20 protein-coding genes are annotated in these 18,921 nt (G+C 32.8%); 7 read left to right on the top strand and 13 right to left on the bottom strand.

The window, feature by feature from the left end; translation table 11 throughout:
* Nucleotides 1–118: 118 nt before the first annotated feature.
* From EQ921_RS09745 to EQ921_RS09735, 3 genes are all read right to left on the bottom strand, one after another.
* Nucleotides 119–931 (bottom strand): S1/P1 nuclease, encoded by an 813-nt coding sequence (locus EQ921_RS09745; RefSeq protein WP_255424472.1) that lies wholly within the window; start codon nt 929–931, stop codon nt 119–121.
* 45 nt (nt 932–976) lie between these two features.
* Entirely contained in the window at nt 977–2,365 is a 1,389-nt protein-coding gene (locus tag EQ921_RS09740) for a dicarboxylate/amino acid:cation symporter (RefSeq protein ID WP_128331514.1), read from the bottom strand.
* A gap of 159 nt (nt 2,366–2,524) precedes the next feature.
* Nucleotides 2,525–3,172: a DedA family protein gene (locus tag EQ921_RS09735; protein WP_128149242.1), complete on the bottom strand. Its 648-nt coding sequence runs from the start codon at nt 3,170–3,172 to the stop codon at nt 2,525–2,527.
* Nucleotides 3,173–3,492: 320 nt separating this feature from the next.
* Between EQ921_RS09735 and EQ921_RS09730 the strand changes: the two genes are divergently transcribed.
* Nucleotides 3,493–3,909 carry an Hsp20/alpha crystallin family protein gene (locus EQ921_RS09730; RefSeq protein ID WP_128149240.1) on the top strand — a complete coding sequence of 139 codons (417 nt, stop codon included), beginning with the start codon at nt 3,493–3,495 and terminating at the stop codon, nt 3,907–3,909.
* A 107-nt stretch (nt 3,910–4,016) separates the two neighbouring features.
* On the opposite strand, the gene EQ921_RS09725 is transcribed toward EQ921_RS09730, so the two are convergent.
* The 10 genes from EQ921_RS09725 to EQ921_RS09680 form a co-directional block, all read right to left on the bottom strand.
* Nucleotides 4,017–4,706, bottom strand: a complete 690-nt coding sequence (locus tag EQ921_RS09725; RefSeq protein WP_128331513.1) for a superoxide dismutase — start codon at nt 4,704–4,706, stop codon at nt 4,017–4,019.
* 141 nt (nt 4,707–4,847) lie between these two features.
* The gene (locus EQ921_RS09720; RefSeq protein ID WP_128331512.1) at nt 4,848–5,843 is read right to left on the bottom strand and encodes a homocysteine S-methyltransferase family protein; all 996 of its coding nucleotides are present in this window, start codon (nt 5,841–5,843) and stop codon (nt 4,848–4,850) included.
* A 134-nt stretch (nt 5,844–5,977) separates the two neighbouring features.
* Nucleotides 5,978–6,337, bottom strand: coding sequence for a cyclophilin-like fold protein (locus tag EQ921_RS09715; protein ID WP_128331627.1), 360 nt, complete (start codon nt 6,335–6,337; stop codon nt 5,978–5,980).
* Between the two features lie 121 nt (nt 6,338–6,458).
* Nucleotides 6,459–7,022, bottom strand: coding sequence for a sugar O-acetyltransferase (locus tag EQ921_RS09710; protein ID WP_128331511.1), 564 nt, complete (start codon nt 7,020–7,022; stop codon nt 6,459–6,461).
* 147 nt (nt 7,023–7,169) lie between these two features.
* Nucleotides 7,170–7,979, bottom strand: a complete 810-nt coding sequence (locus EQ921_RS09705; RefSeq protein WP_128331510.1) for an AraC family transcriptional regulator — start codon at nt 7,977–7,979, stop codon at nt 7,170–7,172.
* A 190-nt stretch (nt 7,980–8,169) separates the two neighbouring features.
* On the bottom strand, nt 8,170–8,685 hold the full coding sequence (locus EQ921_RS09700) for a YceI family protein (protein ID WP_128149230.1): 516 nt from the start codon (nt 8,683–8,685) through the stop codon (nt 8,170–8,172).
* Nucleotides 8,686–8,767: 82 nt separating this feature from the next.
* Nucleotides 8,768–9,589: a 4,5-DOPA dioxygenase extradiol gene (gene ygiD, locus EQ921_RS09695; RefSeq protein ID WP_128331509.1), complete on the bottom strand. Its 822-nt coding sequence runs from the start codon at nt 9,587–9,589 to the stop codon at nt 8,768–8,770.
* Between the two features lie 11 nt (nt 9,590–9,600).
* On the bottom strand, nt 9,601–10,254 hold the full coding sequence (locus EQ921_RS09690; RefSeq protein WP_181951004.1) for an NAD(P)-dependent oxidoreductase: 654 nt from the start codon (nt 10,252–10,254) through the stop codon (nt 9,601–9,603).
* Between the two features lie 75 nt (nt 10,255–10,329).
* Complete coding sequence (locus tag EQ921_RS09685; protein ID WP_128149224.1) at nt 10,330–10,899, bottom strand: YceI family protein; 570 nt, start codon at nt 10,897–10,899, stop codon at nt 10,330–10,332.
* Between the two features lie 182 nt (nt 10,900–11,081).
* Nucleotides 11,082–12,065 (bottom strand): AraC family transcriptional regulator, encoded by a 984-nt coding sequence (locus EQ921_RS09680; protein WP_128331508.1) that lies wholly within the window; start codon nt 12,063–12,065, stop codon nt 11,082–11,084.
* 155 nt (nt 12,066–12,220) lie between these two features.
* Here EQ921_RS09680 and EQ921_RS09675 point away from each other — a divergent pair, with 155 nt between their 5' ends.
* From EQ921_RS09675 to EQ921_RS09650, 6 genes are read left to right on the top strand one after another with little or no spacing between them, the layout of a single operon-like run.
* Complete coding sequence (locus EQ921_RS09675; protein WP_255424471.1) at nt 12,221–13,972, top strand: ABC transporter ATP-binding protein; 1,752 nt, start codon at nt 12,221–12,223, stop codon at nt 13,970–13,972.
* Nucleotides 13,973–13,984: 12 nt separating this feature from the next.
* Entirely contained in the window at nt 13,985–14,644 is a 660-nt protein-coding gene (locus EQ921_RS09670) for a class I SAM-dependent methyltransferase (RefSeq protein ID WP_128331507.1), read from the top strand.
* 11 nt (nt 14,645–14,655) lie between these two features.
* Nucleotides 14,656–15,468, top strand: a complete 813-nt coding sequence (locus EQ921_RS09665; RefSeq protein ID WP_128331506.1) for a siderophore-interacting protein — start codon at nt 14,656–14,658, stop codon at nt 15,466–15,468.
* Between the two features lie 18 nt (nt 15,469–15,486).
* A complete protein-coding gene (locus tag EQ921_RS09660) occupies nt 15,487–16,212 on the top strand; it encodes a DUF6796 family protein (RefSeq protein ID WP_128331505.1) in 726 nt (241 codons plus the stop codon).
* 28 nt (nt 16,213–16,240) lie between these two features.
* Nucleotides 16,241–17,962, top strand: coding sequence for an ABC transporter ATP-binding protein (locus EQ921_RS09655; protein WP_128331504.1), 1,722 nt, complete (start codon nt 16,241–16,243; stop codon nt 17,960–17,962).
* A complete protein-coding gene (locus tag EQ921_RS09650) occupies nt 17,920–18,903 on the top strand; it encodes an AraC family transcriptional regulator (protein WP_128149212.1) in 984 nt (327 codons plus the stop codon). Before EQ921_RS09655 ends, EQ921_RS09650 begins: the two co-directional genes overlap by 43 nt.
* Nucleotides 18,904–18,921: the final 18 nt, after the last annotated feature.

Below are 18,921 nucleotides of genomic sequence, written 5' to 3'. Positions count from 1 at the left end.
AAAACAATAAAATAAAAGCAATTAATAACTATGATTCATATTTAATTTATCATCACTTAATTATTTGTTGTACATATAAAGTATTAAAAAAGATTTTTAAGTTTACTGAATTTTAAGGTTAATAACTTGAAAATATTTCATTCAGTACCTTTGCCAGGCGAAGGCCGCCTTTTAGAAGTTGGAGATCCAGTATTTCCTTATGATAATATGCATATTGATAATCCAGTTTTTCGTAGGTTTTTATTTCATCATACACTTTATCGGCCAACAAATACGAATCATATATCCAGTATTTTAAATCACCACTAGCTAAATTTTTATTTACTTTTTTTGAATGAATATCAAGTAAGGAGGAATATTCAGTATAGCTATATTTATAATAATCAATTAATTTGGAATCCCATACAGAATGTAAATTAGTTTTTGATGAAAACCAGTTTACTTCAATCTTGTTGCCCCCTAAATCTTCCTCGCGACCTATGTGAAGAGGTTGTTCCAGATCTCCTATTAAATGAATCAAGAAATAAAGGGAAACCCTTCTTTCGCTTAAAGAAAGTGATTTATTTTTTAATTTTGTTGTATTTAGATTGATGGCGGAATATATATTTTCTACCGGGTAGTTTTCAAGATTGACAGAAAGTTGCTCGAAGGTAAGTCCTGATTGAAAGTTTACGTAATGCCAGTTAAAAGTATGTTGCCAGCTATGGGTAGAGTCAGATCTTATTTCATCGGGCCAGTTTGCCCAATAAGCCATAGAAGATCCTTCCAACAGTTTTTTTATTTCTTTTTTTGCCTTACGATTTAAATTTCTTTCGGCTATTTCAGCCACAACCCTATGTCCGGTTAGTCCCCAGGCATGAAGTTCAGCAGAAAAGGTTAAAAGCATAGCAAAAACTACCAGACAGAATCTTTTATTGCTTATTTGTCGCATATATTTTATATAAAAATAGTCTTATAAAATTAGTAAAAAATGCATTTATTCAAGGTTTTCACCTTTAGTGTAATTTTCTAAAGCTCCTTTAGGATCAAATTCTCCTTCCCACTTAGCTATTACAGCAGATGCTAAACAATTACCCAGTACATTGACAGTAGTTCTTGCCATGTCCATAAGTTGATCAATTCCCAGAATCATTAAAATAGGCCATTCAGGAAGTCCGAAAGAGGCTGCTGTTCCAGATAAGATTACCAATGATGCACGAGGAACCCCGGCAACCCCCTTGCTGGTTACAATCAGTACTAAAACCATAATCAACTGTTGGTAAAGAGACAGATGTATACCTGCTGCCTGAGCAACAAAAACACTTGCAAGAGATAAATATAAAGTAGTTCCGTCTAAGTTAAATGTATATCCTGTAGGTAGAACAAAAGAAACGATTTTTCTGGGAACTCCTAATCTTTCCATAGCAGTCATGGCTTTAGGTAAAGCTGCTTCAGAACTTGCAGTAGAAAATGACAGATAAGCAACATCTTTTAATTCATAGAAAAAGCGTTTCATAGGCATTCCTATAAAAAATGCAATAGGAATAAATACAATTAAGATAAATACAATTAATGCAGCATATAATGTTAGTAAAAGTTTCAATAATGGGATTAAAACATCAAGTCCCATTCCTGAGACAGTATCCGCCATAGCTCCCAGTACACCAAATGGAGCAACATACATGACAATATTGGTGAATTTAAACATGGTATCTGCCAGACTATCTGTAAAATCCACTAGTAAAGTACGTTTTTTTTCGCTTATCATGATGAGAGCTATACCAAAAATAAAACTAAAAATGACTATCTGTAGTACCTGTGCTTCAGCCACTGATTTAGCAATATTTTCTGGAAATATATCTAAAATATGATCTTCCCATGTTTGTGCGGTTTTTTTTTCAATTACATCATTTACTTTTACATATTTAACTCCTTCTCCGGCTTTAGTAAGATTAATAGCTACCAAACCTAAAAACAAAGCCACAGTGGTAATTATTTCAAAATAAACAATTGATTTCCATCCCATCCTTCCCACTTGTTTTAAATCGGAATGACCGGCAATACCGTGTACTAATGTGGCGAATATTAAAGGAGCTATAATTGTTTTAATAAGCTTTAAGAAAATTTTACTTAAAACTTTCATATTTTCACCTACTGTAGGAAAATCGTAGCCAATAAATGCTCCAACAGCTAAGGCTATAAAAATCCATACAGTAAGATTTTTTTTACCTATTCCGTAAATAAAAAGTCCGGTAAGACCAATCCAGCGGAATATAAATAATGCCAAATCAGAAATGCCTCCAAATAGATAGTCAAAAGCATAAACTAAGGCTGTTATAGTAAATAAAATTAAAGGGAATAAGGTAAATAAGTGAGATTTTTTCATATTAATTACTTAATAATTTAATGGTTTATTAGTTTGAATGCCTGTCAAAGGCGTGGTTTTGTGTGTATAGCCAAAAGTGGCAGTAGCAAATATATCAAATATTTGATAAATATAACTATAGTGTTTTGAGGTGATTACAAAGTTTTGTAATACACTATGTTAGTTGCTTTTTTTTAATTTATTCCGGACTATTTCAAAAATACCGGGAACAACAGAAGCGATGATTATGATAACCATAACCAAAGGTAAATTATTTTGAACCCAAGGTATATTTCCTACAAAATATCCTAAAAATAGGAATAGGACAACCCAGATAATTGCTCCAATGATGTTATAGGAAAAAAAGTATTTATAACTCATGCGTCCCATTCCGGCCACAAAGGGAGCGAAAGTTCTTACTATAGGAACAAAACGTGCGAGTATAATGGTTTTACCACCGTGTTTTTCATAAAAATCATGAGTTTTTTGAAGATAACTTTGTTTAAATATCTTTGAATTCGGGTTACTGAAAAGTTTATGACCGAAATATTTACCTATTTCAAAATTTACCGAGTCTCCAAGTATAGCTGCTAAAATTAATAACAAAGCTAAAAAATAAACATTGAGTTCGTTACTGGATGCTGCAAGAGCTCCTGCTGCGAAAAGCAAAGAATCACCTGGAAGAAAAGGAGTAACTACCAGTCCGGTTTCGCAGAAAATAATTAAAAATAATATAGCATAGACCCATACTCCGTACATTAGCATTAAGTTGTCAAGATGCTTGTTGATGTGAAGAATGAAATCTAGTAAAGAGTATAAATGTTCCATGAATATTCAGATTAATTGAATTTAAATTAGTAATAAGGCGTGTTTATAATATTAAAATTATAAAAATGAACTTTCGTATTATCAGCAAAGATAATAAAATCATTGAGTACAAGTAAATGAAACTTGATGAATATGTAATATTTTCATGACAAAAATTCCTTTTTTTTAGATATTTACGTAATCCAATAAGACAATATGTCTTGTTGGGTTTTTTATTAATATTTTAATTTATTGATAATCAATTAATTATAATATTATTTGTCTTATTTGGTCTGAGTTTTGAATATTTTGTTTTGTAAATCTTAAAAAATAAAAAAATTATGACTGATATAGTTAAAACAAACAACAAGAGTTTTGGGAATTTATTGGATGAAATTTTTTCAAATGCTCCTGCATGGAACAGAACTGAAGTGAAATTTCCACCCGTAAACATATCTGAAGATAAAGATAGTTATCTTGTAGATTTATTTGCTCCCGGTCTGGATAAAAATGATTTTAAAGTGAGTCTTGAAAAAGGACTTTTGACTATCAGCTACGATAAAAAGTCTGAAACCAGCGAGAAAAAGGCTCATAGAGTAGAATATTATCATACAAGTTTTAAACGTAGCTTTACTTTAGATGAAAATAATATTGATGAAACTAAAGTTGATGCCTCTTATAAAGATGGAGTGTTAAAACTTATTTTACCTAAAAAAGAACACACCGAAATGGCTCCTAAACAAATTGAAGTAAAATAGTAGAATCAATATGACAAATATTGAGAAGATAATTTGAGTTAAGGATAACAAGTATAAAGGCCGGTAATTTATATTTTCCGGCCTTTTTTTAGCAAAATTTATAATTTTTATTTCTTCTTTAAAGCAGCTAAATATCTTTTATTGACTTCTTTCCAGTTTACAATACTCCAGTAGGATTTAATATAATCAGCTCTTCTATTCTGATAACTTAAATAATAGGCATGTTCCCAAACATCAAGCCCAAGAACAGGTACACCTTTGAGATCAGCAATATCCATTAATGGATTATCCTGATTAGCTGTAGATGTTACTTTTAATTTCCCGTCTTTATCCACAATCAGCCATGCCCATCCAGAACCGAAACGGCTAGCAGCAGCTTTGTCAAATTCTGCTTTAAAAGTATCTAATGAGCCGAATTTTTTTTCAATTGCTTTAACAACTTCTCCTTCAGGCTTAGAATTGTTCTCAGGTGTTAAAACGGTCCAGAATAAAGAGTGATTATAGTGGCCTCCTCCATTATTTCTTACCGCCGTACGAATATCATCGGGTAAATTGTTCAAGTTCATAATCAGTTCTTCAACCGTTTTTTTAGAGTACTGCGGATATTTCTGAATTGCTGCATTCAGGTTATTTACATAAGCAGCATGGTGCTTAGTATAATGTATACGCATGGTAGTAGAATCAATATGAGGCTGTAAAGCATCATAGGAATAATCTAATTTTGGAAGACTGAATTGGGCAGAAATTTTTAATGCAAATAGTAGTAGTGTCGTCAGAAAAATGGTTTTAATTTTCATGTTAACTTATTATTTATTGGGTTTAATTAATTGGATTTATTTTCTGCAGAATACTTTATTTTAATATTTCTTTTTAAAATAGTTAATATCGGACAGTTAATTTGTTTTTTCATATTCTTTATGTAAGAGAACACAAAACGATTAACTTACCTTTATTGCTCGCGGGGTATAATTTGAAGCCATTTCTGCAAATAATTTAATATGAGATGGTGTGGTGCCACAGCAACCACCTAAAATATTTACTAATTCGCTATCCAGATATAATTTTACCTTTTCCGCCATCATTTCAGGGGTTTCGTCATATCCACCCAATGGATTTGGTAATCCTGCATTTGGATAGGCACTAACATAAAAAGGTGAATATTTAGCTAAGATTTCCAGATATTGATATAATTGGTCTGCTCCTAAAGCACAATTCAAACCTATCGATAGCAAAGGTAAATGAGATAATGATACTAAAAATGCTTCTGTTGTCTGTCCGGATAAGGTTCTTCCGGCAGCATCTGTTATAGTGCCTGAAGCCATTAATGGAAGTGATTTGCCTGTTGAGTCAAAAGCTTCTTCAATACCGAAAAATGCAGCCTTAGCATTTAAAGTGTCAAATATTGTTTCAACTAGAAGAAGATCCGAGCCCGCATCAATTAATGCTATAGCTTGTTCCTTATATATTTGGGCAAGAAAATCAAAATCGACTTCTCTGTATGCCGGATCATTCACATCCGGGGAAATAGAAGTAGTTTTAGAAGTAGGTCCTATAGAGCCGGCAATATACAAAGGGCGAAAAGTATGTTTATCGTAATATTCATCTCTTGCTTCCTTTGCTGCTTTAACAGAAGATATATTGAGTTCATTCACCCAATCCTGCATATCATAATCAGCCATTGAAATCCTGTTAGCATTGAAAGTATTGGTTTCAACAATATCAGCTCCAGCTTCAAAATATTCCAAATGAATATCTTTAATTATTTCAGGCTGGGTAATAGATAATAAGTCATTGTTACCTTTAATATCTTTATGCCAGTTTTTAAATTCTTTACCTCTGTAATCTTCTTCTTTCAGTTTATGCTGTTGGATCATGGTTCCCATGGCACCATCCAAAATAAGTATCTTATCTTTAATCAGATCTTCAATTTTCATTTGCTATAACATCAATTATACAAATATACATAATCTGCAGATGCAAAATTTATATGTATCATATACTCTATTGATAGCTCTATAGCCGGATAAATGAATAGAGCATATTTAAGCAAACTCATAGGAATACAAAACTATTTTTCGGACATTGGACGGGATAGTTTAATAGTAACAGGACCGGAACCCATAATTTTTTTAAGTTGAGAAGGTTTATTAATTTTTCCTAGTAAAGTATACTGATAGGTTGTTGGAAAAGTTTTATAAAAAATAACTAAAGTTTTTGTACCATAAAGCATGATATCTCCTTCGCTTATAATATTGGGATAATAATCTGAGGTAGGAATTTCAAGAGGAAGATTTCCATATTTTTCATTATCATTCAAATCATTCATTTTGATAGTTAAAGGTAATAGCTTTATAAGTTCTTTAGCAGCTTCAGTATTTGATAATGTAGCCTGTAAAATATGATCATTAATGGTAATAGTAAAAAACATTTTTTGATGGTCTTTTGAAGTTGAAGTAAATGAAGTAAAATTTTCCCTGTTCCTTTTTTTTAAGTCAGCACATGAATATAAAAACAATGATGTAATTAAGCAGATAAATGGTTTAACCACGTTATTCAGATTTAATTTTTCGAATTATTTTTGCAGGATTTCCTGCTACAATAGTAGAATCGGGTACATCCTTTGTGACTACAGAACCTGCGGCAACTATGGAATTTTCCCCTATGGTTACACCGGGTAATAGTATGGCAGCTGCACCGATCCATGCATTGGATTTCACGAGAATAGGTTTGGCATAAACGTTTGATCTTAATTCAGGAATTTCCGAATGATTTTCAGTAATAATATTTACATTAGGACCGACAAAAACTCCGTCTTCTAAAGTTATTCCTCCCCGATCCATAAAAATGCATCCACTGTTAATAAAAACTTTTTTACCTAAGCGTATGAATTGTCCGAAATCACTGTAGAAAGGAGGGACTATCCATGTTGACTTATCTATTTTTTGTTTTGTAAGCTTTTCTATAATAACCCGTGTTTCTTCTTTGGTATGATATGAGGAATTAAGTTCTCCGGTAATTCGCATGCCGCGAATCAATGCTTTATACAATTCTGGATATTCAGGATCACTGTCAAGTATAAGTTCTCCTTTTCGCATTCTTTCAAATATGTCCATATTAATTTTTGTATTATTAATAAATTAATTTATCACAAAATTAATGGAGATAATGCTACAAGCCTTTGTTTATAAGCTCAATGTTTTTTGTTTAAAAGCTCATAATTTTCGAGTGGGAGTAAATCACTGTAAGATATTTCTAAAAAATCATCTCTTTGGAGAATATCCATATTGCTTTTTAAAAGCCGAATAAAAATGAGATAAATTTTTAAATCCGACTTCAGAATAAATTTCACTTACCTTTTTGTTTTTATCCTGTAATTTTTCATAAGCGGTTTCTAATCTTTTATTGATAATCCATTTCTGAGGCGGAACCTTACTGATTTTAGCAAAATCCCTTTTAAAAGTTGCCAGGCTTCTTCCTGTATAAGCGGCAATTTCACTCATGGTAAGATCATCCGTATAATTTTCATTAAGAAAATCCAAAATATCAATTTTCCAGGGATTTGAAAAATCAAATAGTATAGGGAAGAAAACAGCATCGGTTCTTAATAGGCAATGAAGACCTTCCTGCTCTTTTAAATTTATAATTTCAGTAGAGGGCGAAACCGAAGAGTTAAAGTAAGGAGTCAAAGACTGGAAAAGACTTGTAACATCTGGTCGGGTAGGTATTCTGAATATATTTTTTTCAGGAGCTTTAATATCTTCAGGAATATATTTTTTATCAATTTTTTTAAAAAAATTTAGCAGAAAGTTTCGTTTAAAAGTCATAGAGATCCCTTTATACTGATCTTTTCCTGAAAAAACTTTTCTCATTTTAACTCTGTGATTACGTCTAATAAATACGCATTCTCCAGCACCAACAATAGTTTCTTTATTGTATTCTTCGATTATAAGTTTTCCCGAATACAGGTAAACCAGTGTATGGTCTTTGGTTGCATGAACACAACTGGTGTCATTATCGTAAAAGCAGGATAAGAAGACACCTGAATAATTCAATGTTTCTGATGTATTCATTTTTTTTAACAAAATTAAGAGAATTTTTTATTTGTTTTATTTCTGTAAAGCTCAATAAAAATCGTTGACAAGTTCAAAATAATTTTCAGGCTTAAGGTATAAAAATATCATTAATGAATATTCACTGTAACAACAATAAAAGTGAGATATAATCTCACTTTTATTATTAACTATAGTAAATATATCTTAATTACTGAGCAACAAATTCAAGATTTACTAAAAGTTTAACATCATTAGCTACAACCATCCCACCTGCTTCAGTTAACTGACTCCAGTTAAGACCAAAGTCTTTACGGTTTATTTTGCCAGATAGTTCAAAACCGGCTCTTCTATTACCCCATGGATCTTTAATAATACCACCAAAGTCTGCATCTAAAATTATTTCTTTTGTAACGTCTCTAATGGTTAGATTGCCCGATATTTTTCCATTTTGCAAACCAGAAGTACTTTTAAATGATAATTTTGGATATTGAGCCGAATCAAAAAAGTCAGCAGATTTTAAATGGTTATCCCTATCTTTCATTTTAGTATTTATGGATTCAATTTCTACTGAAAATTGAAATTCTGCATTTGAAAAATCATCAGAGTCTGATTCTACTGAGCCGTCAAATTCAGTGAATTCTCCGGTAACAGTTGAAATTACCATGTGTTTAACTTTGAAGAATACTTCTGAATGTGATTTGTCTATTGACCATTTTGTTGTCATATGTTTAAAGTTTTTAAAAGGTTTAATTTTCATCTTCTTCAAAAAGGGCAGACAAAAATAAATTTCATTATAGTGTGTTTATTTATAGAATAATGAATGAAGTCATGGATAAAGACCCCAAAACAATCTTATCATTAAAAAATTCTAATTTCTCCTGTTTATTTTTTACTGCCATTATATAAAGAAGTGGCAAATAGTGTTCCGGAGTTGGAATAGAATACAAAATTTCTTTACCCAATTTTTGGTATTCGATTAAAGAAGAATAATTTTCATTTACTATCAGCTCTTTTAATGTGTTATTTGCTTCATATGCCCAATCATAACCTTCTGTAGGTGAATTCCATTTTAGTTTTTGTAAATTATGAACTATATTTCCACTTCCGATAATCAATATGCCTTTTTCTCTTAAAAATGATAGCTCTTTAGCTATAAAGAAATGTTCTTTACTATTTTTAGAATAATCCAGACTCATTTGTAAGATAGGCACATCTGCTTCAGGATATAGATGTTTAATAACACTCCAGCATCCATGATCTAATCCCCAGTTTTCATTTAGCCCAATAGAAGCCGAGGTAAACTTTTGCTGTATATTTAAAGCTAATTCCGGATCTCCATGAGCAGGATAACTGAATTCATACAAATCTTTCGGAAATCCATAAAAATCATGTAAAGTCCGTGGAGTTTTCATTGAAGTAACCCAGGTTCCGTTTGTTTCCCAATGAGCAGAAATGCATAAAATTGCCCGCGGTTTTTGAGGGATTTTTTCTTTGATTTTTTTCCATCCCTGAGTAAATTCGTTATCTTCAATTGCATTTAAAGGGCTGCCATGCCCTAAAAATAATGCAGGCATTTTGTGGGAGTTTTTAAATGGTTGATTTAATATGTTTAATGAATTCAGACTCATGATATACTATTTTAATAAGCAGCAGTAAATAGTTTTTTTATAAATTGTTTATTATTAACTTCATCTAAAACCGCTACTGCCGTATCTTCTACCGAAATTCGGCTTATTCCGTTTTCGTCCGTTACAGGACTATCAGAACCCAGTCGATAGTTACCCGTCCTTCCTGTATTTACATTTGGATTCATCTCAGGAGCTGGAGCAAAATAAGTCCAATTAAGATAAATGTCATTTTTCAGGACATTAAAATAATCTCTGCAAGATCTTGCACCTGATACTATGGACGAAGGAAAGTCAGAATTGTCAACCAGCTGTTTACCGTCTACTTTTAAAGTTCCGGCTCCGCCAATCATGATAAGCCTCTCCACATCAGCTAGTTTAGATGCATTTTCAATATCCTGAAATCCCTGCATATTATCATTATATAAATTAGGGTTTCTCCATCCTGCATTAAAAGCACTGATTACGATATTTACACCGCTTAACGCTTTGGTTAAAGCTTCTACATTGTATATATCTATTGATAAAGATGAGACTGAAGGTAAATTTTTATTTGAAATCTTATCTTTATTTCGGGTAATTGATAAAACATCCAAATTTCTAAGTAATGCCTCATTTAAAAGTGCGGAACCTACAAAACCAGAGGTTCCGATTATAGCTATTTTCATTATATTCAGGTATTTATGATTTGAAAGAATGTAATGCTTAAATATAAGAATTAGCGTTATTTATGCAATATGATTTTACTCAGCTACAAATTCCAAATTAGATAGAAGATTTACCTGATCACTTACTACGGCTTCCGGGAAATTAGTACCTACACTAAAATCTGATCTTTTGAAAGTTCCGGTAACGGTAAATCCATAGGTTTGTTTCTTAGACATTGGGTTAACAGTAGTTCCGTTATATTTTAAGTTTAGAGTAACAGGTTTGGTTATGCCATGTATTGTAAGATTTCCTTTCAATATATAATTGTTGCTTTTTCCTTTAGTTGTAGAAGTAGTAACAAATGTAAGAGATGGATATTTTTCAACATCAAAAAAATCAGCACTTTTTAAATGATTATCTCTGGCCTCAATTCCTGTATCAATAGAATTAGTTTCAGCAGTAACAGTAAATTTGGCATCAGAAAAATCAGATTTCGTATGATCAAGCTTAACATTAAACTTTTTAAATTCCCCATCAACTGAAGATATGGTCATGTGAGTTACAGCAAATTGTAGCTTAGCATGATAAGGATCCATAGTTAGTTTTTGTCCGTTTACAAATAATGTAGCAAATGCTAATGTCAGAGTCAATAATAAATTTTTCATGTTTTTTATTTTTTTATTGAAACAAAGGTAATACCGGTTAGTAGTACAAATTCTTGATCTAGGATAAGAAAACGGGAAAATTGTAATAGAGAGGTTAAAAAATACTGAAATTTCAGGAGTATCGAATTTGGTTAAATAAGATAATTGGCGGATAAAAAATAAGGTTTTATAGATAAATTTTTTTAAAATTTATTCTTCAGCTGGCTAGGAGGTATTCCGAATTTGCGTTTAAATGCAGTGGTAAAATGTCTTTGATTTTTATAACCGATCAAATCTGATATTTCTTTGATATTTACATCCTGATGGATAATCATAGATTTTGCCTGTTCCATTTTTGTGTCATTCCAAAAATTAAAAACAGTAGTTCCGAATAGTTCTTTAAAACCTTTTTTTAGCATAAATTCATTCGTGCCTACCCGATGTGCTAATTCAATGAGAGATATGTTTTTATTAAGGTTGTTGATAATTATTTCTCTAACAGCATAGATCTTGTCTATATCCTTTTTCTTAAGGGAATGGATTTGGTTTTCCTGAGTGGTGATTTGTTCCAGCTGTACTAATAATAACTCAATAATTTTAGATTCGAGAAACATTTTTTTATAGATCCCTTTTCTCTCACATCCTATAATTTCCTTTATTATTTGATACATTTGAGGCTTCATACAGAAATTGTTTGGACTAAAAGAACCTGATTTTCCATTTTCCATAGAATTTTTAAAATCGTTGAAAAGTTTTTCATCAGGTAAAAAACGCTTGAAAACATTTGGATTAAAATTAATTTCACACAGATGAAATTCTGTGCTTTCCCATTGCATTTTTCCATTGATCTGATTGGCATAAATTAGATTATGCTGATTTGCCTCAAACCCTATACTAGAAGAAAACTTATCAGAAAAAGCCGTATTTTTACCCTTCAACGAAAAATGCATTTCTACAGTTTCATCATCACTTTCAAAGTAAAAGACAGTATTTTCACTTAGAGAAGCAGCACCAAAACCGATATGTATCCCTTCAAAATAAATTTCCTTATAATATCCTCTTCCAAAAGGAGGTTCAATACTAATAATATTTTCACAGATAACCCCATCTGAGGTATGAGATATACAAGGGAATTCGCTTTCCATAAAAAGTTTGGTTCCGTCTTTATTATACAATCGTAGAGCCATATAGTTTCATTTTTTATCTGCCAGATATTCTAATTATCCTTATCGCGGAACTATTACTCCGTTTAGCGTCCCTCAATGAATCCTTCAATCTGATATATTTGCAAAAATAGATAAATTATTTAGAATCATTCTTGATAATTAAAGATCTTTTGAATATGGATAAAGATAAAAACAGGAAAAACGGGATTTTACGATTGCTTGAAATTGCTGGAAGAAGAAAAGGTCTTCTTTTTATTTCAGGTTTTTTAGCAATTGTTCATGCTTTGCTGAGTATGATACCTTATATACTTGTATTCTACATCATAAAAGAATTAGCTCAGGAATCAATTAATTTTGAAATAATTAAGGAGTATATAGTCTATGCTGTAATAGCAGCAATTATAAGTATGTGCGTATTCTATGGTTCAGTTATATTATCTCATATTGCTGCATTTAATATTTTGTTTGAACTTCGCAAGCATATTACAGAAAAAGTGGGGAGGCTTCCTATGGGATTTCTCAATAACAACAATTCCGGATCACTTAAAAAAATACTTTCAGATGATGTGGAAAGGATTGAAAATTTTATAGCTCATCAAATACCCGATTTTATTAAAGGGATTGCTTTGCCGATTATAACCATTGGTTATCTGTTTAGTCAGGAATGGAGGCTGGCGCTTATCAGTTTTTTACCCTTATCCATACTGGCTGTCTGGATTCCTGTTTTGTACGGAGGTAGGAATAAAGCTTTAATCAAGCAATATCATCAATCTCTGGAAGATATGAATGCCGGTATTGTAGAGTACGTAAGAGCAATGCCCGTAATGAAGATTTTCGGGCAGTCGGCAGAAACTTTCAATAAATATGGAAATACAGTAAAAAATTACAATCACTTTGTAAATGAGTGGATACGGAGTAGTACGCCTGCATTTGCTGTATTTATGAGTTTTATAAGCAATGCTATGCTTCCTGTTTTAGCACTGGGGCTGTATTTATATTTTAAGAACGGAGTTACTTTACCTGTGCTGTTATTATTCCTGATACTAGGGACCGGATATATAAAACCTCTTTTTGTGCTGAGTAATATGGGAATGCAACTTTCCATTATTAACAGAGGAGTAGAACAAATTGATCAATTGGTTTACCAGGAAGTATTACCTGAAAATACAACTTTACAAAATTCAGAAGCCAATCATGTTGAGTTTGTAAATGTTACTTTCAGCTATAAAGAAAATCAAAATGTTTTAACAGATGTCAGTTTTCAGGTCAGAGAAAAAAGTATTACAGCATTGGTAGGCCCCTCAGGAGCAGGAAAAAGTACTGTAGGACAGCTTTTATCCAGGTTTTGGGATGTGAATGAAGGCTCTGTACAAATTGGAGGAATTAATATAAAAGAGTATCCGACAGAACAACTGATGAAATTAGTATCGTTTGTATTTCAGGACAGTTTCATGTTTCAGGACAGCTTGTTAGAAAATATTCGTATGGGTATGAATAAAACCTTACAAGAAGTTGAACAGGCGGCCAAAGCTGCCCAGATACATGATCTTATTATGAGTCTTCCGCAAGGGTATAACACCTTATTCGGACAATCGGGGGTACACCTTAGCGGAGGGGAGCAGCAAAGAATTCAACTTGCAAGAGCTATACTAAAAGAGGCTCCCATCCTTATTCTGGATGAAGCGACGGCCTTTGCTGACTCTGAAAACGAATACAAAATACAGCAGGCATTCAGTGAATTAATTAAAAATAAAACGGTTTTGATTATTGCACACCGGCTGAGTACCATTGTAGATGCTGATCAGATACTGGTTTTTGACAAAGGCAGAATTACAGATAAAGGTAAACATGCGGATTTGTTGCTTAGCAGCCAGCTATATCAAAGAATGTGGAATGCACACATCAGAGCTCAGGAATTTGTAATATAAATCATTTGTATAATGAAGAAGGAAAAAAATTATGAAGAATTAGCGGATCAGCTTCGATGTCCGAACGGTGAAAAGGCAATTGAAACAGCAGAAAATATGTTTAAGAGCAATAGCTTGATGATTTATAAAACCATTGATACTTTTACGCTTCAACCGGGATGGCGGGTATTGGAAATAGGTTTCGGAAACGGGAAGCACTTAGACTATTTGTTTGATAGGGAATCTGATATATTGTATTACGGAGTTGATATATCACAAGCTATGGTTACTGAGGCTCTTAAAAATAATGCGGTGAGACATTCTCTTCATAAGGCTTCATTTTTCGCTGCTGATGGACAAAATAAATATGATTTTCAAGATAGTTATTTTAATGTTTGCTTTACTGTGAATACTATTTATTTTATAGATAATCCCGAAGTTTTCTTTAAAGAAATATATCGTGTTTTAAAACCGAATGGCCTTTTCTCATTAGCATTTATTGAAAAAAGTTTGGGTGTAAAATTACCTTTCACACAAAAGGGTTTTACTTTTTATGAAAAAGAGGAAATTGAAATGTATGGTAAAAAAGCAGGATTTAAAAATTTTGAATATCAGTTTTATAGCGATAATGCTGTAAGTAAAGATGGTCAAAAATTGCTTCGTCCATATATAATATCAACTATGCAAAAATAAAGATCCATGATATGAAAAAGTTTATACCTATTCAGCTTGAACTCACAGTTACCAGAAAAGAATATATAACACCTCATTATATAAGGATTTACCTAACGGGAGATCAGGTAAATAAAATTATGAATACTACAGTCGGAGTGAACAATAAAATACTAATTCCCCCTCCAGGATGTAATAAAATCCATTTTCCGGAATTTGATTACGAAAAAATGCAGTGGACTCCCCAGCCTGATCATATTCGTCCCGTGGTTCGTACGTATACACATCGTGGAATAGATGTAGATAAAAATGAAATATGGATAGATTTTGTAGCTCATGGTGATGAAGGACCGGCATCTGCCTGGGCTATTAAAGCTCAACAGGGAGATATACTGGGTGTATTGATGAAAGAGGGCAAAGCCGAGCTGTATACTAAAGCGGAAAACTATTTTCTGGTTGCCGACTCAACCGGAATTCCGGTGATTGCATCTATACTGGAAGATTTGCCTGGAACGGCAAAAGGTATCTGTATTTTGGAAGTTTATGGAAAAGAGGATGAACAGGATTTACAGACTCAGGCAGACATTAAATTTATTTGGTTACATAATGAACACCCTAAAGAAGGTAGCAGGCTTGCCGAAATCGTAAAACAGCAACCATTGCCCGAGGTCTCCCGATCGGGGTATGTAGCTGCTGAATTTTCCTCAGTAAAGGAAATTCGTCACTATTTACGAAAAGAAAAAGAATGGAAACAGGAAGAATTGTACGCTTATTCTTATTGGAAAGCAGGAATATCCGAAGACAGGTCTGTAGTAGATCGTCAAAATGAAAAAAAAGAGTTCTAAACGTATAATTATGAAGATATGAACTATCCGACTAAAATTAACTTATCTTTTCTATCAGCAATTATAGCTTCCCTATGCTGGGTTACAGGAGATATTCTTATTGCGGGATTTAATGTAAATCCTAAAGATTATCCGTTGTTTTCAGAAGTTTATGCAGATAAAGTGGATCCCGGTATTGCTATGCTAATGCTACAGGGTTCAACAGAGCGGCTCATGGCAGGAGCCTTAATTGCAGCTATGACAGCCTCTTTGTTTTTGCCCGGGATATGGTTGGCTTTTCAGTTTGTTAAAGATAAAACCAAATGGTATGCCTATATAACCTACTTTATTCTAATCTTAAGTGTTATGCTGATGCCCTTAGGACATGCAGTATTTTTCTTTACCGGAGAAATTTATAAAGCAATTTACCATACCGATGCAAGTGCACATCCGTACTTATTGGAAACAGCCGCAGGATTTATGAAGGTGTTTTATATCACCTGGGCTCCGGCAATTATTATTTTATTTATCGGCTGGTTATTATATTCTCTATTGGTTTTTATGAAAAAAACCGTATTACCTCGGTGGGCAGGTTTTATAAGTCCGGTATTCCTTACATTATACCAACAGCCTATAAAATTACTTATGCCATCATCGGAATTAAAAAGCTGGGTAAATGCCGCCGGATTTAATATTTCTTATTTAGTGTTTTTCCTTTTACTATTGGTTCTATTCAGAAATAAATTGTTAGCCAGGAAGGAATAATGAACTAGTAAGCGTAAATAAAATGAGTATGATCAAAAATTTAAAGTACGTAACCTCCTATAATAAAAAGGATACACGAATAGTTATGCTGTTGGAAATAATTCATAGTATTTTCGTAGCTACTCCTTCAGGAATTTTGTTGGTGATTGTATGGGAGTTATTTTCAAGTCATCCAAATATTTTAAGAATATGGACGGTGGTAGGAATCATGTTTCTGATGCTTCTTATACAGTTTGTAGTGGCATCTAAAGCAATGGTCACCTCCAATATTTGGGTGTATGGATTATCTCATCGCTTACGAATCAATCTGGGAAATCGTATTCAGAAATTTTCCCTGGGTTTTTTTAAACAACGGGACCCCGGAGAAATAGCTTCCGTAATATTACAGGATGTAGCTAATTTTGAAGGTATTTTCGGACATAGTATCGGTAATATTGCATCAGCCGGATTTGGAACCTTTGTTCTTTCCCTGTTTCTTTTCATCTACGACTGGCGTTTGGCATTATGTCTGCTGGCTGCTATTCCATTAATTCTTCCTTTCTTAGGATTTGCAAATTACTTGCTGGGTCGTTTGGGAAAAAAACAGATAGCTGCAAGAAATCAGGTGGGAGCTAAATTTCTGGAATATGTTCAGGGCATTCGTCATTTAAAATCTTACGGACTTACCGGAGAAAGGCATAAAACATTAGAAAACGCTTTTGATGATTTGCGTAAAAGAAGCATACGTATGGAAGCTTTACCCGGACCTTTTCTTGTAACGGCAAGTATTGTCTTTGAAATCGGTTTTCTTTCTATGATTGCTTTAGGATTATATTATCTTTTCGCAGGCTCTATAACAATTCCTGTGCTCATCACCTTTTTAATAATGGGCTATAACCTGTATAATCCTTTAAAAGTCTTAATGGTTGATTATCTGACAATTCGCTATATGAACGAAAGTCTAAAAAGAGTAATAAGCGTTTTAAAAGAACCTACAATGGAAACGCAGGAAAATTTAATTCCTGAAAAATTTAATATCGAATTTAAAGGAGTAAGTTTTGGATATCAGGAAAAATTAACCGTTCATAATTTAAACTTTTCGATTCCTGAAAAATCAATGCTGGCACTTGTAGGGCATTCCGGATCCGGAAAAACCACCATAGCTTCTTTAATAGCTCGTTTTTGGGATGTTACTCAGGGTAGTATTGAAATAGGGGGGATCGATATTCGTTCCATAAATCAGGAAGATTTTTATAAAATGATAGCAGAAGTATTTCAGGAAGTGTACCTTTTTGATGATTCGATTTACAATAATATAAAAATTGGAAATCCGGAGGCTGCAAAAGAAGAAATATGGGAAGCTGCACGTAAGGCACAGGTATTAAGTTTTGTAGAGGAGTTTCCGGAAGGTATGGATACCCGGGTAGGAGAAGGGGGTGGAAAACTTTCCGGAGGTCAGAAGCAGCGCATAAGTATAGCAAGGGCTTTGCTTAAAAACGCACCTATCGTTTTGCTGGATGAAGCAACTGCAAGCCTGGATCCCGAAAATGAAATATATATACAACAAGCCATACAGGAACTGGTAAAATCAAAAACCGTTGTTGTAATTGCTCATAAGCTTTCTACCATTCAGAAAGCACAACAAATACTGGTTTTGAAAGAAGGAAAGATAGAAGAAAGAGGAACTCATCAGCAGTTGTTAACTCAAAATGGAACCTATGCACGGTTATGGGAAATTCAACAAAAATCACATGGATGGAAGGTACATTGAATATACAAAATCAGATCTCAGGAATTGAAAGGATAAATGTACATAATCTGTTTTCATTAGCGTATTCAGAGGTTTACAGAGAAAAAGTGAATAACGAGATAATTAAAAGTGAACGGGTATTCGAAGATTTACAAATTTTGCATTTGCAAAACCGATCGCCAATAGATTATAAATTTACTATTCCTCAAACAAAAGACACAATTATTTTCCATTATCAATTTTCTGGCAAAGTTGAAGTTAGCGGTTATTTCGGAAAATTACTTTTAAAATCTGACGAACAAAACATTTATTTTTCAGAAAATAAAAATATTTCATTTGCTTTGGATGCTGATTCTGAGTGTTGTTTACTTATAACTACGAATGAAAATACGATGAGTTATTTCACCAATATGGAAAATTCATGGGCTTCTCATTTTGAAAAGGAGGGAAGACTTCCCTTTCATGCCCATTTATTGCCGATAACATTCTCTATGCGCAATTGTATTGAAGAAATGTTTCATTCGGGCAGGGAAGGTTTCCTGCTAAAACTTCATCTGGAATCTCTCATGCTTAAACTGGTAATGCTGCATTTTGAACAAATTGAAAATCACGATTGCAAGGTTTTTTGTTCATTGAAAAAAGTTGAATATAAAAGAATGCATGAAGTGAGGAAGATAATAACAGATAATCTCAATCAATGGTATACCATTTCTGAATTGGCTTGTAAAACAGGAACCAATGAATGTTCACTGAAAAAGGGCTTTAAAGAAGTTTTTGGTATCCCTGTTTTTGAATTTGTAAAAAAATCTAAAATGGATAAGGCTTATAGCTTATTGCGAAACACAGAACATAACATTTCAACCATTGGCGAAAAATTGGGATATAAAAACCACACTCATTTTTCTGCTGCATTTAAAAAGAATTTTGGAATTACTCCTAAGGGAATAAGACAGTTGAGCTAAGTAAGCTTAGTTTTAATT

It is taken from the genome of Apibacter sp. HY039 (assembly GCF_004023655.1).
Lineage (GTDB): Bacteria > Bacteroidota > Bacteroidia > Flavobacteriales > Weeksellaceae > Apibacter > Apibacter raozihei.
The sequence above is the reverse complement of the archived record's forward strand: the minus strand, read 5'-3'. Positions and strand labels throughout refer to the sequence as shown.

What these genes read in the sequence shown, in the direction of transcription:
- EQ921_RS09745 (WP_255424472.1), bottom strand. Translation starts at nt 931, where the DNA reads ATGCGACAAATAAGCAATAAAAGATTCTGTCTGGTAGTTTTTGCTATG.
- EQ921_RS09740 (WP_128331514.1), bottom strand. Translation starts at nt 2,365, where the DNA reads ATGAAAAAATCTCACTTATTTACCTTATTCCCTTTAATTTTATTTACT.
- EQ921_RS09735 (WP_128149242.1), bottom strand. Translation starts at nt 3,172, where the DNA reads ATGGAACATTTATACTCTTTACTAGATTTCATTCTTCACATCAACAAG.
- EQ921_RS09730 (WP_128149240.1), top strand. Translation starts at nt 3,493, where the DNA reads ATGACTGATATAGTTAAAACAAACAACAAGAGTTTTGGGAATTTATTG.
- EQ921_RS09725 (WP_128331513.1), bottom strand. Translation starts at nt 4,706, where the DNA reads ATGAAAATTAAAACCATTTTTCTGACGACACTACTACTATTTGCATTA.
- EQ921_RS09720 (WP_128331512.1), bottom strand. Translation starts at nt 5,843, where the DNA reads ATGAAAATTGAAGATCTGATTAAAGATAAGATACTTATTTTGGATGGT.
- EQ921_RS09715 (WP_128331627.1), bottom strand. Translation starts at nt 6,337, where the DNA reads ATGTTTTTTACTATTACCATTAATGATCATATTTTACAGGCTACATTA.
- EQ921_RS09710 (WP_128331511.1), bottom strand. Translation starts at nt 7,022, where the DNA reads ATGGACATATTTGAAAGAATGCGAAAAGGAGAACTTATACTTGACAGT.
- EQ921_RS09705 (WP_128331510.1), bottom strand. Translation starts at nt 7,979, where the DNA reads ATGAATACATCAGAAACATTGAATTATTCAGGTGTCTTCTTATCCTGC.
- EQ921_RS09700 (WP_128149230.1), bottom strand. Translation starts at nt 8,685, where the DNA reads ATGACAACAAAATGGTCAATAGACAAATCACATTCAGAAGTATTCTTC.
- ygiD (WP_128331509.1), bottom strand. Translation starts at nt 9,589, where the DNA reads ATGAGTCTGAATTCATTAAACATATTAAATCAACCATTTAAAAACTCC.
- EQ921_RS09690 (WP_181951004.1), bottom strand. Translation starts at nt 10,254, where the DNA reads ATGAAAATAGCTATAATCGGAACCTCTGGTTTTGTAGGTTCCGCACTT.
- EQ921_RS09685 (WP_128149224.1), bottom strand. Translation starts at nt 10,899, where the DNA reads ATGAAAAATTTATTATTGACTCTGACATTAGCATTTGCTACATTATTT.
- EQ921_RS09680 (WP_128331508.1), bottom strand. Translation starts at nt 12,065, where the DNA reads ATGGCTCTACGATTGTATAATAAAGACGGAACCAAACTTTTTATGGAA.
- EQ921_RS09675 (WP_255424471.1), top strand. Translation starts at nt 12,221, where the DNA reads ATGGATAAAGATAAAAACAGGAAAAACGGGATTTTACGATTGCTTGAA.
- EQ921_RS09670 (WP_128331507.1), top strand. Translation starts at nt 13,985, where the DNA reads ATGAAGAAGGAAAAAAATTATGAAGAATTAGCGGATCAGCTTCGATGT.
- EQ921_RS09665 (WP_128331506.1), top strand. Translation starts at nt 14,656, where the DNA reads ATGAAAAAGTTTATACCTATTCAGCTTGAACTCACAGTTACCAGAAAA.
- EQ921_RS09660 (WP_128331505.1), top strand. Translation starts at nt 15,487, where the DNA reads ATGAACTATCCGACTAAAATTAACTTATCTTTTCTATCAGCAATTATA.
- EQ921_RS09655 (WP_128331504.1), top strand. Translation starts at nt 16,241, where the DNA reads ATGATCAAAAATTTAAAGTACGTAACCTCCTATAATAAAAAGGATACA.
- EQ921_RS09650 (WP_128149212.1), top strand. Translation starts at nt 17,920, where the DNA reads ATGGGAAATTCAACAAAAATCACATGGATGGAAGGTACATTGAATATA.